At 59.5% G+C, this 14,423-nt stretch carries 8 protein-coding genes; 2 read left to right on the forward strand and 6 right to left on the reverse strand.

All coding sequences use genetic code 11. The features are described 5' to 3' along the window. Nucleotides 1-123: 123 nt before the first annotated feature. Both rpsA and FJE54_RS00920 read right to left on the reverse strand, forming a co-directional pair. On the reverse strand, nucleotides 124-1,356 hold the full coding sequence (gene rpsA / locus FJE54_RS00915; RefSeq protein WP_139650670.1) for a 30S ribosomal protein S1: 1,233 nt from the start codon (nucleotides 1,354-1,356) through the stop codon (nucleotides 124-126). 317 nt (nucleotides 1,357-1,673) lie between these two features. Continuing rightward, entirely contained in the window at nucleotides 1,674-5,318 is a 3,645-nt protein-coding gene (locus FJE54_RS00920; RefSeq protein WP_139650671.1) for a cell wall-binding repeat-containing protein, read from the reverse strand. A 141-nt stretch (nucleotides 5,319-5,459) separates the two neighbouring features. On the opposite strand from FJE54_RS00920, the gene FJE54_RS00925 reads away from it, so the two are divergent. Further along, nucleotides 5,460-8,462 (forward strand): EAL domain-containing protein, encoded by a 3,003-nt coding sequence (locus FJE54_RS00925; RefSeq protein ID WP_255467147.1) that lies wholly within the window; start codon nucleotides 5,460-5,462, stop codon nucleotides 8,460-8,462. A gap of 88 nt (nucleotides 8,463-8,550) precedes the next feature. On the opposite strand, the gene FJE54_RS00930 is transcribed toward FJE54_RS00925, so the two are convergent. From FJE54_RS00930 to FJE54_RS00945, 4 genes are all read right to left on the reverse strand, one after another. Continuing rightward, entirely contained in the window at nucleotides 8,551-9,909 is a 1,359-nt protein-coding gene (locus FJE54_RS00930; protein WP_180326482.1) for a sensor domain-containing diguanylate cyclase, read from the reverse strand. A gap of 115 nt (nucleotides 9,910-10,024) precedes the next feature. Next, the gene (locus FJE54_RS00935) at nucleotides 10,025-10,453 is read right to left on the reverse strand and encodes a Fur family transcriptional regulator (protein WP_218971881.1); all 429 of its coding nucleotides are present in this window, start codon (nucleotides 10,451-10,453) and stop codon (nucleotides 10,025-10,027) included. Nucleotides 10,454-10,774: 321 nt separating this feature from the next. Continuing rightward, complete coding sequence (locus FJE54_RS00940) at nucleotides 10,775-12,256, reverse strand: ABC1 kinase family protein (RefSeq protein ID WP_255467148.1); 1,482 nt, start codon at nucleotides 12,254-12,256, stop codon at nucleotides 10,775-10,777. 197 nt (nucleotides 12,257-12,453) lie between these two features. Then, complete coding sequence (locus tag FJE54_RS00945; protein ID WP_255467149.1) at nucleotides 12,454-12,861, reverse strand: phasin family protein; 408 nt, start codon at nucleotides 12,859-12,861, stop codon at nucleotides 12,454-12,456. A gap of 266 nt (nucleotides 12,862-13,127) precedes the next feature. Between FJE54_RS00945 and FJE54_RS00950 the strand changes: the two genes are divergently transcribed. Continuing rightward, complete coding sequence (locus FJE54_RS00950) at nucleotides 13,128-14,336, forward strand: IS110 family RNA-guided transposase (protein WP_139650674.1); 1,209 nt, start codon at nucleotides 13,128-13,130, stop codon at nucleotides 14,334-14,336. Nucleotides 14,337-14,423 lie beyond the last annotated feature (87 nt).

A 14,423-nucleotide genomic window follows, 5' to 3' on the forward strand; every position in this document is an offset into this window, starting at 1 on the left:
GCGGGATCGCTCGCGTCCGCTCGCCTCCCTCCGCGACCCGCCCCACACGTCGGGCCATCTTTATCGCAAAGAAGAAGGGCACCCGCAGGCGCCCTTCTCGTGTTTTGCTAATGTATCTGAAAGCTACTCGGCAGCCGGAGCTTCTGCCTCAGCTTCGGCCTCGGCCTTGGGAGCTTCCTCCGCAGGCTTCTCGGCCTTCTTCTTGGCCGGCTTCTCCTCCACAACGACGCTCTCGTCGACTTCGATCTCGAAACCGAGCTCTTCGGCAGCGGCCTTCATCGACAGGGAAATGCGACGACGCTCGGGGTTGATCTCCATGACCTTGACCTTGACCTCGTCGCCGGCATGCACGACCTGAGCGGGCGAATCGATGTGCTTCAGCGACATTTCGGAGATGTGCACGAGGCCTTCGACGTTCTCGCCGAGTTCCACGAACGCGCCGAACGGAACGATCTTCGTAACCTTGCCGTCGACGATGGTGCCGAGCGGATAGGCTTCGACGAGCTTGATCCACGGATCCTCGGTGGTCTGCTTGAGGCCGAGCGAAATGCGCTCGCGTTGCAGATCGACGTCGAGCACCTCGACCTCCACCTCGTCGCCCACTTTGACGACTTCGGAGGGATGGTTGACGTGGTTCCACGAAAGCTCGGAGATGTGCACGAGGCCGTCGATTCCGCCGAGGTCGACGAATGCGCCGAAGTCGACGATCGAGGAAACAGTGCCCTTGAGGCGCATGCCCTTCGTGAGCTTCTCGAGGATCTCGGCGCGCTCGTTCTTGCGGCCCTCCTCCAAAAGCACGCGGCGGGACAGCACGACGTTGTTGCGGTTGCGGTCCATCTCGATGACGCGAGCCTCGATCTCGGTGCCGAGGTACATGTCGAGATCCTTCACGCGGCGAAGGTCGACAAGCGATGCCGGCAAAAAGCCGCGCAGGCCGATGTCGAGGATAAGGCCGCCCTTGACGACTTCGATGACCTCGCCGGTAACCACTTCGCCAGCCTTGAACTTATCTTCGACCTGAATCCATGCGCGCTCGTACTCGGCACGCTTCTTGGAAAGGATAAGACGTCCGTCTTTGTCTTCCTTCTGCAACACGAGCGCTTCGATCTCGTCGCCGAGGCTCACGATGTCGGAAGGATCGGCATCTTTGCGAATGGAGAGTTCGCGGGAAGGAATGACGCCCTCGCTCTTGAACCCAATGTCGACGAGCACCTCGTCGTGCTCGATCTTTACGACCGTACCACCGACCAGATCGCCCTCGTCGAACTCGGTCAGCGTGCCATCGATCATCTGGTTCATCTGATCATCGGAGATGTCGTCGAACTCGATAACGGACGTGTTCTTAATTTCGGTCAAAACGGACCCCTTTCAAACCTAAAATCGGGGACCCTTCGTCATGATTGCTTGCTACATTCACCATGTTCGCTTATGCAATGAAGCTTGGCTTGTCACCGTGCTACAAACATGTCTCGGGGGCCTACAGTTTTCACGCCTGCATCGCGTCTTCGATACAAGCTGAATTAGTATAGCATACGGGATTTCCGACTTCGGTAACGATTCGCCTCGCACGGCGGTATTTCACAAATCGCGCGGAAGACGGCCCGAAGCAAGCCGGATTCGCCGAAAACCACGGGCGTCATCCAAGCGGGAAGGCGCCTCGAACACCCCATTCGTCAGTATTTCAGTATTGCTTTGATGTTCTTCCTCACACTTGTCGAAAGCGTATAGGCGGAGCCGAGCCAGTACAGCGCGTTCGGCTTTCCGCTTGCAGCCACCGCATCCACCGCCGAATAAGCGCCTGCATCGACCAAGACAATAGGATAGCGGAGCTTGCCGCAGAGCGGCCCACCGGCAAGCGCGTCGGGGAAGTTCTTGCCGGTGGCGAACACGACCCCGCTGTAGCCGAACCCCGAACCGGACTCCTTGACGACCCAATCGGCTATCGCCGCCGAAGTGCCGTAGCGGCTCTTGTCATATCCGTTGCCGACGCCGCCTGCAAGTCGTTTGACCTTCACCGCCTTCGCCTTGAGCGCCGCCTCGACCTTCGACGACACCGCATGGGAATCGCCCACGATGAGCACCTGGTCGAAACCGGTAAGCTCCCGCACGGTTTGCGCATCGAGAGACGATCCGGGTTTCACGAGATAGAGCAACGCGCCCGTTGCGGCGCAGTACGGCGAAATGGACAGCGCATCGGGGAAGTTGTCGGACCGGGCGATCACAGCCGTTCTGCCCGCAGCACCTGCGCGCTTCGCTTCGCTTCGAATCAACGCGGCGGTTTGAATGCGGTCTACTCCCCCTATCCTTTTCACCGAAGCGGACGGCAGGAGCTTTTTCAGCTGCGCCTCAACACCGGTTTTAGACAGCGCGTTCGCATCGCCGATCAGAATGACCTCACGAATTGAATCGCGCAGACCGCTTGCGTACGCCCGCACCTCGGGATCGAGCCATCCGGTCGGGTTGAGCAGAATGGGATAGCCTTGAGCGCCCGAAAGCGTCGAAGCGGCCAGCGCATCGGGAAAGTTATCGGACCGCGCGACGATGATGCCCTTCGGCTTCTCGCTTGAATACGTGGTACGGGCGATTGCGATAGCCGTACCGATGCGGGTCGTGCCGGAGAGCTCCGTTTCCGCCTTCTGCGCCGGCGGAGGCGTGGGATTGGGATTGGGGTTGGGGTTGGGGTCCGGCGTGGGGTCCGGATTAGGGATTGGATTGGGATCGGGGTTCGGATCGGGATCCGGGCCGGGATCGGGAACGACGGCCCCAGGCAAGGCGTCGCGCATGCGAACTGCGACCGAGCTGCCGTTCGCATCGGCAACCGCGCAATATACCGTACCGCTGGCGATAACGCTCGAAACACCGAGGCCGCTTCGGTACACCTGGCTGCCGAATGGAGCCATCTGGCTCGGATTGCTCACCGGTGCCGCGCAGGCGGCTACCGCGCCGCTGCCGTTAGCGCCCGAAAGGTAGAGATGGCTTCCATCGGTTGCAAGGCTGCCCGACAAGGCGGCAACCGAGGCGGCTTCCCCGGCAAGCTCCTCGACGGCCGAAAGCGATCCGTTCGCGCCGAGCGTCGCGAGATAGGCCTTGCTCCCGTCCGCCGTCGATTGGTGGGCGAACGCATACGCACCATCGCCCGACGATGCAACGCTGAGCACCGATGCGGCGCTCTGCCCAATCGTAGCGGTCTTAGCCCATGTTCCGCCGACCTCGCTGTAGACGCCCGTTTCCCATTGTGAAGAACCGGTGTTTGCCAGCACAACCGCAGGATTACCTCCAAGATCGAACACGACGGAGTTCATAGCGGCTCCGCTGAGCACCTCGCCGCCCTGCTGGATGAGGGACGCGCCCACAAACCTGTACACTTTGGTGTGCTCGCCTCCGCTATCCGCAAGCACGTACAGCGCGTCCCCCGATACTGTCACCCCTGGATAGGAAGCCCTCGTGGCAGTCGCAGGCGTGCTCGCCACCTCGACCCACGAACCGCCGTCGAAACGTCTCAGCTGCACCGTTTTCGCAGCCTCAGCACTACCGACTGCGAAAAGCGATCCCCCGAACCAGGTAAGGGAAACACCGCTCAGCCCGACAAGCTCTTGTCCGCATTGCGTCCACGTTGCGGCGGCGGTATCGTACTTCCACACGCGACTGCGGCCTTCCTGCTGATCTTCCGCAACCATGTACACGTTCACGCCGTCGGTTGCCGTAGCGACCGCAGGGTTGTGTACCGCGCCGAACGGCACCGTGCCGCTCGATACGTCAACGGTTTCCTGCCAGTACTCGCCGCCCGACCAATCGGCGTGGCTCACTTTGATCGTGATGGAGTCGTCCGTCTGATCGATTGCCTCCACCACAAGCCCCGAGTTCTGCCCGTCGGAATAGCAGATCGCCCCATCGGCCAAGCCCTTCGCCATGTCGGTCGTTCCAACGGCGGTTCGGTTGCCTGCCGCGTACGCCACCGTACTCACCTGGGCATGAGTAACGTCGCCTGCGCCGTTCGGGCGCCCGTTCGCCATGCCGGTTTCACCTTCGCGGAACACGTACACGTAATCGCCGCTCGAAGTGATATTCCCCTCTTCGGCGTAGCGTTCGTTCACGCGGTACACGATGGCCCCCGACCCGCCGATTTTCGAATCGAAGCTGAAATTCTCGCTTGATTTCCGACGGTATTCGATGACGAAGTATTCGGATGCCGAAGCGGGTGTCTTGACGATGACCGCCTGCTTTTTGTCCGCCGCCTGTCCCTCGGGAGATCCAACTTCGGCCGCAGTATGTAGGGTGTAGGTTCCCTCGGCAGCCACCTCGGGGATCGAGCACCAGCCAGCGGTCTGCCTCGTGAGCGCCAACGGCCACGAGTGCATGACCGAAACCGCCATAACGTCCCAGATGCCCACCGGCACATCGGCTCCCGGCGTATCGCTGGATCGATAGTAGTCGCGCGCATTCAAGGTGTGCAGGTACTCGTGCACGGCCGTACCTTCCTTGAAGGTGTCCATCACAAGCCCGTTTTGCTCGGTGTGCGCTTCGATGATGTTGTAGAGAGAAACCTGCTTACCTCCCCCCGCGCCAACCGAGGGCTTCATGTCGCTTATCGACTTATGGGAGGTGAACGTACCGCTTGCCTCGACGGCGGGAATGAGCAGCAGGTTGTCGACAAAGCCGTCCTTGTCGACATCGAGCGCCGAGGCATCGAAACCCGGGTTGGCCTTGTTGAATTTTTCGAGCGCTTCCGAGATCATCGTGTCGTCCTTGTCCACGTAGTACGACGCCTCGTTATCGAGCTCGATGTAGTTCACCGTACCGTCAGACTCGTTCGTTTGGGGAAAATAGCTTTTCACATCGTAGGCACCGTTCGAGAAGGTTCGAATGGAGTACCGAAACGGCGGAGCTTGGTGCTGAGATCTCGTATCGGAATCGATCCGCGCCTGCAAGTATTCCCACCGGGTACGCAAGCCGTTGTAGGTATACTGGCCGTTGAACCCGGCATCGGCACCCGTCGTACCTAGATCGCCCTCGGTATCGCCCTTGAACTTCACGAGCAGCACGAGGTTCGCTCGAACAACTGCATCGCTGCGAAGCGGTGCGGTTTCCAACAGCTCGGTGCTCTCGAGGAGCTCAAGGCTCAGGTCGTCGCTTTCAGACGCTTCGACGTCCGTAAAGCCACCGTCGTCCACGCTAGCCGCTTCGCCTTGCTCGGTATCGGCGAACGCAAATGCGGAAGGCACCATCCCGACCGCTAGGGTTATCGCAAGAAAAGCACGTAAGCATCTGCCGAGAAACCGCTGCTTCACGGTCAACACGGAGGCGGTCGCTGTATCCATGCGCACTCGTTTCTAACTATTACCTTTTAACTAACATTATACGACGTATCCTTCTGCAGCGATACCCCTTTCCGCCTTCCGCAACCTTGCGATACCATGACATAACAACTTGTATTATCATGAGTTGAACGGTTTTTCCGCGTGCGCCGCAAAGCGACGTGCGCCCCGACACGAGCGAAGCGAGACGGCATCATACAGACAGCCTCCTTTCTCAAGCAGTGCGTTCGACATCTCCTGGCAACGGGCTTTGCGCTTGCGTGCCTCGTGTGCCTTTCGTGTTCGCTCGCCGACGATGCCCGCGCAGACGATCAGGTTCCGACACCCCGAGAAACCGTAACTGTCGCCTATTACGAAGACGGCGACTACATGCTCCGCAACGCAAACAACGAATACTCGGGCTTCAACATCGACTACCTGGAAGAAATCGCCCTGTACGCGGGCTGGAACTACGAATACGTCGACTACGGAACCTGGGAGCGCGCCTACGATGCCCTCGTGCAAGGCGACGTCGACATTCTCCCCTCGGTGTACCACTCCGCCGAGCGCGACAAAAAGATGCTGTTCTCGAAGACGCCGGTGTGCAGCATATACACGGCGATCAACGTGCGCATCGACGACGATCGGTTCGCCTACGACGACTACGAGGCGTTTCAGGACATGAAAGTCGGCGTTATCGGCGAGAGCCTCGACGCCGAAGCGTTCGAACACTACTGCGAGAAACACAACCTATCGGTCGAAACCATTCCGTACAGCGATACGCCCTTGCTCATAAGCGATCTCGAGCAGGGCATCCTCGATGCGATCGCGATTACGTATCTCGGCACGAACATCGAATTCAAAACCGTTGCGCAGTTCTCGCCCGAACCGCTCTACATCGCCATCGCCCAGAATGAAGCCGATCTCAAAACCCTGTTCGACGATGCGACCGACAGGCTCTTGATCCGCAACCCCGATTACTTCACCGAGCTGTACAAAGCGTACTTCAGCATGAATACGAAGCAAGATCCCGTCTTCACCCGTTCGGAGTACGCTTACATCGAAAGCGCACCTGTACTCACCGTCGCCTACGACTCGTTCAGAACCCCGCTCTCCTACACCGATCCGACAACAGGCGAATTCACCGGAGTCGCCGCGATGCTGTTCGCCGATATTGCGCGCACCACAGGCCTGCGTTTCGAGTACGTGCCCGTCGACGACCACAACGCGGCCATCGACCTCGCCGAATCGGGCGAGGTCGATATCGTCTATGCGGTGGACCAATCGGTGGAGCTCTCGCCGAAAAGCACGATTCTGACCACAGGACCCTACCTCAAGGACACCATGGCCAAAATCGTCGGGGGCAATCCTACGGGAACCCGCATCGCGCTTCCCGAGGGATTCTCGCTCGCCGCCGAAATCGCCGAAGAAGCGCAGGGCCATGAGGCCGTCTACTACAAAACGCCGAAACAGTGTTTCGACGCGATCCTCGAGGGAAAAGCCGACATCGCCTATGCCGATATCCACGTGGCCGACTACCTCCTCTCGGAGCCTCAGTACAATTCACTCAGTCTGCTCGCGCTTACCGACTACACCAACAACATGTCGATTGGCGTATCGGCATCCGCCGACCCCCAGCTCGTCGACATCCTCGACCGCTGCATCCAATTCACCTCCGATACGACCATGACGCGATGGATAACGGAGACGGCCCTCATCGCGCATCCCGCAAGTCCCATCGACATCGTCCGCCAGTACCCGCTTCAGATCATCGGCGGCCTCGTTGCGCTCCTGCTGGCCGCGATCGGCGTCTTCGTTTACATCTACCGCAGCAAGTCCCGCAATGCCGAACGCATCGTAAAGCTCGTCTACAGCGATTCGCTCACTGGCGGATGGAACCTCAACCGATTCCAAGTCGAAGCCTCAAAAACAATCGGCGAGGACGATGCCGGCGCCTTTGCGATATTGTTCTTCGACATCAGTCGGTTCAAGAGCTTCAACGCAGCGTTCGGCTACGCCGAAGGAGACCGCCTGCTGCTGGCATTGAGCCGCTTGCTCGACCAGTTCGATCAAGAGGGCGAATGCCATGCGCGCATCAACGCCGACCAGTTCGTCGCTTTGCTGCGCTGGCATGGTATGGCCGATTTCACGAAACGCTTCGATCGCCTCGATGCCTGTTTGAACGACCTCGAGATACTCCGAACATACAACTACCGCATTCTCCTGTTCGGAGGCATCGCCTTGCCCGAAGCGGGGTCGAAGCGCGACGATGATTCCATCTCCGATCTCATCGATCAGGCGCGCTACGCCCGTGAAAGCATTCTCGATTCGCCGCACAGCACCATCGCCCTTTACACCGCCGACATGAAAGAGCGCGACATAGCCCAACGCGCCTTGCAGAGCGAAGCGGTGGCTGCGCTCGCCAACGGGGAGTTCGTCGCCTATTACCAACCTAAGGTGGCCATCGACTCCGGTCGCATCGTCGGATTCGAAGCACTGGTGCGTTGGATCATCCCGGGGGAAGGCATGCGCAGTCCAGCCGAATTCATCGGCCTGTTCGAGCGAACCGGATTCGTGACGGAAGTCGATCTCGCCATATTCGCGCAAGCGTGCGCATACCTGCGCGCCCGCATCGATCAAGGCAGCACGACGGTGCCGATCGCCTGCAACTTCTCGCGCCTCCATCTGCTTGACGACCGCTTCCCCTCAACGCTCAAACGCATTGTCGATGAACACCACGTGCCGGTCGAACTGCTCGAACTCGAATTGACAGAAAGCATCGTCATGGAAGACCTCTCGCGCGCCGAATCCATGTGCGGTCGTTTGAAGGAGCTCGGATTCCGTATCGCCATCGACGATTTCGGCAGCGGCTATTCCTCGCTCGGAGCGCTTCAGAACCTTCCCGTCGACATACTCAAAATCGACCAGTCGTTCTTGCTCAGCACGAGCAGCGAATCCCGCAGCAGGACGATTCTCGAGGGCATCATCGCCATCGCCGAGCGCCTGGGTACCGAAATCGTGGTGGAAGGAATCGAGACGCTCGATCATGCAGCGCTCATTCGGACTATGGATCCCCGAAGCATTGCTCAGGGTTACCTGTACTCGCGACCCGTTTCGCGCGAAGAAGCCGACCGCTTGCTCGATTGCGGCTCGATCATCCCAAGCTGAGGCGAGGCGACCTTGCGTGCCGTACGTCACCGCATTGCAGCACGCGGTGACGTAAGCAAACTCGTCGCTTGCTCAAACGAGTGCGCGGCTACGTTGCAGCGTCGGAAAACCCGTACATGCTTTGGTGGCGGCTTGCCTCGGGCATGGCTCGGTAGAATCGGCGCTTGTCTTGGTACATCCGGGTATCTGCGAACTTGACGGCATCGTCGACGCTGCACGGTTCCTCGGCGTAAAACGTACCGATCGCGGCAGGGCACGAGCGTGCGCTAAGCCGAGTCGAAGCCTCGGCGACCTGGTGTTCGAATTGATGTTTGTCGGCCTCGAGCGAAACGACGACGAATTCGTCTCCCCCAAGGCGATAGACGTCGGACTTTTCAAACGATGAGTCGAGAATGCGCGCCGCGTCGATAAGAGAGCGATCTCCGATCGCATGGCCCTCTCGGTCGTTGATGTCCTTCAGGCCGTTCAGGTCGATGTACATGACGCCGAAGCCCGCCTTGGGCCCCGCTTCGTCGAAGCGCTGCACATCCTCGATGAAGCGGTTGCGGTTCCAAACCCCGGTGAGGGAATCCTCGAAGCTCATACGCCTGAGCTTTTCCCGGATGGCAGACTGTTCGACCTCCATCGATAAGAACATGCCCACCGTCTTGAAAAAAGAAGTGCTCAAATCGAGCCGCTCTAGCTCGGGATCGTCGACGCCGATGTAGCCTGACAGCTCTTCGTTCGCATAGATCGGTGCGACCACGAGGCGTGCGATCCCCTGAGGTTTCAGGATGGCGTACTCGATCGGCGATGTGCCCTTCAGCTGCTCGACGTCTTCAATGATCACGCAATCGCGCTGCTTGAACGAATCCATCCACCGATCGATGTACGAAACGGGAACGTCCTGCGATGCTTCTATCTGCGAGTCGACCCCCTCGTTGCACCATTCGTAAGTGTTGCTCATCAGCTCGCCGTCGATTTCGACGATATACACGCGACCGGCTTTGAAAAACCGCCCGATCTTTTCGAGAGCAGGCAGGGGGTCGACCTCGATCCCACATGTACGGCGAAACTCCATGATGCAATCCACGAGCAGCGTTTCAAGCCCGAGCTGGTTTTGCAGAACGGCCTTCTGCCTGGCATCTTCGGTCACATCGAACGCGACTTCGAACCGAGCCGCACGACCGTTCCAGTCGATGAGCCCGTCTTTGAACGAATAGTGCCTTCCCGATTGCTTGTTGTAGCACGTCCAAGCAACGCACGTCGATGCGCCGAGTTCACCGTTGTTGCAGAATTCGCACGGCGCGTCGAGGCCTTGGATCGCTTCGAAGCAGGTTCGGCCTTGCCAGGGCCCTTCGATCATCCGGGCCGCTGATTCGTTCACGTACAAAAGCTCGTACGTTGCAACGTCGCTTACGTACACCAACTCGGACAGCGCGTCGAAAATATCGAACGGATTTGACATATAACCTCGCATAGAACCCCCCCCCAGCGACACTTCGCCGAGGGGGGTCCTTGACTGTCATATACCAGTGTATAGCATATCGTTTGGTTGAGGGAAGAAATCTTCCGAACGTTGCCTACTGCTGAGCGTTTTGGCAGGCCGGGCACAAGCCTTCGAACATGATGTGGTGCCCCTCGATCTTAAACCCGTGTGCATCGGTCACTTCGTCGGCAAGATCGAACCGATACGGCATGTCGATGTCGAATATCTGACCGCAACAGCTGCACTGCGCATGGTAATGCGGCTTGTTGAAGAAATCATAGCGGTCGGCTCCCCCCGCAACTTCTACCCGCAAGACATCGCCTCGCTCGGCAAGAACACCGAGGTTGCGGTACACCGTAGCCCGCGAGATGTTCGGATGCTTCGTCCGCACCGCCTCGTACACGTCGGCCGAGGTAGGATGCTCGTGGAGCGCCTGAACTGCTTCGAGCACCAGCGCCCGTTGTATGGTATTGCGCGTCATCGGCTTCTGCTCGCCGATGGTATCGTGTATCGCCGTACTCATGACAGCTTCTTTCTCTCAACTACCGGGTCGCGGGCGCATGCAGCAGCACTGCCGGACGCCGTTTCGCCGTCCGCTGGTCCCAACCCGGTGAAACTAAATCGGATAGCCATCCTAATAGGATTTCATATCGTTAAGATACCATGCACACGGGTACGACGCAAGGGCGTAAGCGGACTGTGAAGCGTCCTCCACGAATGGAACATCTTGGGATTTCAAGTGATCGCTCGAACCACGGTCATCTGCTTGCACCAGCGGCATCGAGCGCAGAACCGCATCTTCGGGTGGATCGGGACCGCATGCACCGGAACGCCCGCGATCCGCTCACTTCCTCCGCGCTATATCGACGACGATCCACAGCGACAAAACCGCAGCCCCCAGATAGCCGAAGAAAGCCAGTACCGGCACGCCGAGCAGACGAGGCTCCATCGTCGAGAGCGAAAGCATGCTCGACCCGATGAAGAGGCCTGCGATGATGAGCGCTATCGTCAAGCGGTTCACGATCTTCGAAACGCGCGCGAGCGGCGCCTCCGAGCCCAGCACCTCCATGTTCACCTTGAGCTGTCCTCGCGTGAGCATCTTGAGCGCATCTCCCGAAAACGCGAGGGCATCGAGCGATCCGGTGGCCGACGACCTGAGCGAACGGGCAAGCTCCCCGATTGCTTGGGCAAGTTCCTCTTGGCTGTTCTTGCTCGTCCGGATGTGGGCGTTGATGATCGCGACGATGTTGAGGTTGGGAATGAACGGGCCGACCGTTCCCTCGATCGTCACGATACCGCGCGAAACACTCGTAATCGAGGAAGGAAGCGTTACCTTGCACTGCCGCGTGAGGGCGAGGATGTCGTTCAGAAACGCGCCGATGTCGATTTCTGCCACATCGCACGATCCGTAATCGGCGAGCAGCAGATCGAGATCGGCAAGGAAACGCGTATGGTCGATGACCGAATTATCCTTGGAGATAGCAAACCGCATGAGCGCTTCTTTGAGCTCCGAGGAGTCGAGTTTGCCCACTGCTTCGATGATATCGCCGAAGCCCGCCCGATCGCGGGCCGAAAGCTTGCCCATGTTGCCGAGATCGATGTAGACGACTTTACCGGCACGCACGAGCACGTTTCCCGGATGGGGATCGGCGTGGAAGAACCCGTAATCGAGGATCTGCGTCGCGTAATTGTCGAGCATCTTGCTGCCGATTTCCTCGAGATCATAGCCTTGCGCGACCAGCTGCCCGGTATCGTGGATGGGAGTGCCGTCGATGTACTCCATCACGAGTACGTATTCGCTGCACAGATCGGGATACACCTTCGGGCATTCGATGAACGCGACGTCCTTGTTCAAATCAGCGAACTCGGACAGGTTTTCCGCCTCGCGGCGAAAATCGGTTTCTTCGAGAAACGTTGCCCACAGCTCTTCGACGACGTCGCGCAAGTCGAGCATCTGCTCGTCTTTCATGAAACGGGCCGCCTGACGGGCAAACATGCGCATGATGTCGATGTCAAGCGCCATCGTCTCCTTGACGCCCGGACGCTGGATCTTGACCGCCACAATGTCGCCGGTCTCAAGCACGGCCCTGTGAACCTGCGCAAGCGAGGCGCTGCCAAGCGGCGTCGGGTCGATATGAACGAATATCTGGGCACGACGGCTTCCGAACTGAGTATCGAGCGCCGAGAGCATCTCGTCGAACGGGAGGGGCTCGCAGGAGGTCTGGAGCTTTGCGAGCTCGTCGCAATACACTTTCGGAAGAATTTCGGAGCGCGTCGAAAGCGTTTGTCCGATCTTGACGAAGCTCGGCCCCAGGTCCTCGAGCATCGCGCGAAACTCCTCGGGCGAAAAGCCGCGCAGGAATCTATGCTTCCGGAGCATCGTGGATATCTCGCGCAACCGCCGTGTCCGCGTCTTGCGGTTCAGGTGAAAGCGGTTCTCGGGATCGACACCGGCATCGGAGCTAAAAAAGTACCGTAAGAGCGTATTGTCTGCCATGGGTCGAAGCGTACAGCTTTGCGGCGTTAGGCCGTTGCTTCGGCGTTGCCGCCCCCTGCGTTCGCCTCACCCGCCGAGGCGTCCGGCTTCGTTTCGGTGCTGGTGACGTCCGAAGCGTCGCCTACCGCCGCCTCTGTGCTTCCAGAAGCAGCATTCGCTTTTGCAGCAAGCTCTGCAGCGCGCGCAGCGAATGCGGTGCGCTCTTCGGGGGTCATGGCCGCCATGCGCGCCTCGAGCACGTCGTAGCGCAACGTCGAAGCCGCGTCCTCAGCCTTATGCCTGAGTTCGCTGTTGATCTGCTTTCCCTGGTCGACGGTGAGCTCGCCTTTCTCGATGAGCTGATCGATGAGCTCTTTTGTCTTCTCGCCCGTTATCGCCATCGCACCGACTCCCGCCAGAAAGATGTCTTTGAATCCGTCGCCGAAACTCGCCATATCTGCCTCCTATAGTCTTCTTATCGCTTTTTGACTGTTCCAATCGAATCATTCAGAATGCGATGCAGTTACTGGCTGGGCAGGCATGTCGGCATGTGTCCTGGGGCGTTTCCGACCCTGCGAAGGAGACTGACAGCCTGCCCCATTCGGGGCGGATCGCGGATTAGCTGGATGGCGGAGCCTCATCGAGGCTACCCCGTATCTCCTTCAGGAGGTTGCGAGCCCGTTTGGTGAGCAGGGGCCTGCCGCGTACGGAAGGCGGGACCATGATCTATGCCGGGATAGACATAGCGAAAAACGAGCACGTTGTCGGTGCGACCGACGAGCGCGGCCGCGACGCGGCGAAGCCGATGCCGTTCGCGAACTCCACCGAAGGGTTCGGCAGGTGCGTCGCCTACCTCGAGGGGCTGGCGGAGTCGAAGGGCGATTTGCTGGTGGGCATGGAGGCGACCGGCCACTACTGGCTGCCGCTGTTCTGCCGCCTGCAGGACGAGGGGTACGCCGTCGCTGTCGTAAACCCCATCCGCACCGACGCGATGCGCCGGTTCAAGGGCAGCTCGCGCGTGAAGACCGACATGATCGACTGCGTGCTCGTGGCCGAGACGCTGCGCTGCGGCGACTTCGAGCCGAGCAAGCTGGGCGACGAGGCCATGATCGAGCTGCGCCAGCTCACGCGTCTCCACCAAGAGCTCAAGGAGAGCGTCGCCGACCTAAAGCGTCAGGTCGTAGTCGCTCTCGACCAGGTCTTCCCCGAGTACGGCTCCATCTTCTCCGACACCTTCGGCGAGAGCTCGAAAGCGTTTTTGAAGAGGTGCCCGACACCTGAAGAGTGCCTCGGGGTGAGAGCCGACTCCCTGGCGAAGACGCTCGAGAGGGCCAGCCGCGGCAATCTCGGGCGCGATAAGGCCGACGAGATCAAGGGCATCGCCAGGACGTCGTGCGGCATCAGCGTGGCGGCCTCCGTCTTCTCCTTCCAGATCAAGCTGCTCATCGAGCAGATCGACTCCATAGAGGGGCAGATCGCCGAGGTCGGGGCCAGGGTCCGCAGCGGCATCGAGGCCGTCGAGCCGCTGATTCTCACGATCCCCGGCATCGGGCACGTGCTCGGTGCCCGGATCGTATCCGAGATCGGCGACATTCGCCGGTTCCGCAGCGCGCCCGCCGTCGTGAAGTACGCCGGCATCAACCCTTCCGTGAGCCAGTCCGGCAAGTTCTCCTCCAACGAAAATCACATCACCAAGCAGGGATCGCCCTACCTGCGCCGCGCGCTCTACCTGGCGGCGATGGCCCAACTCAAACTGAAGACGCCGTTCTACGACTACTATGCCAAGAAGCGCTCCGAGGGGAAGGCTCACCGCGAGGCGCTGATTGCCGTCTCGAGAAAGCTCGTCCACGTGATTTACGCCGTGCTCTCGAGGCAAGAACCCTACGACCCGGAGGTCGCGAGGAACCCCCTCGCATCGCGTTCCGAGTGATTCGATATGGGACTGTCAAAGTGCAAAAATCTACAAAGTGAAATTCCTCGCAAAACTGCTTTACGGGTCTTGACTACTCATAGCTGG

The sequence above is a fragment of the Raoultibacter phocaeensis genome (assembly GCF_901411515.1).
GTDB lineage: Bacteria > Actinomycetota > Coriobacteriia > Coriobacteriales > Eggerthellaceae > Raoultibacter > Raoultibacter phocaeensis.

Excerpts from the sequence above, each read along its gene's own strand:
- FJE54_RS00945 (WP_255467149.1), bottom strand. The coding sequence starts at position 12,861 with ATGGCGAGTTTCGGCGACGGATTCAAAGACATCTTTCTGGCGGGAGTC.
- FJE54_RS00950 (WP_139650674.1), top strand. The coding sequence starts at position 13,128 with ATGATCTATGCCGGGATAGACATAGCGAAAAACGAGCACGTTGTCGGT.
- FJE54_RS00920 (WP_139650671.1), bottom strand. The coding sequence starts at position 5,318 with ATGGATACAGCGACCGCCTCCGTGTTGACCGTGAAGCAGCGGTTTCTC.
- FJE54_RS00930 (WP_180326482.1), bottom strand. The coding sequence starts at position 9,909 with ATGTCAAATCCGTTCGATATTTTCGACGCGCTGTCCGAGTTGGTGTAC.
- FJE54_RS00935 (WP_218971881.1), bottom strand. The coding sequence starts at position 10,453 with ATGAGTACGGCGATACACGATACCATCGGCGAGCAGAAGCCGATGACG.
- FJE54_RS00940 (WP_255467148.1), bottom strand. The coding sequence starts at position 12,256 with ATGCTCGAGGACCTGGGGCCGAGCTTCGTCAAGATCGGACAAACGCTT.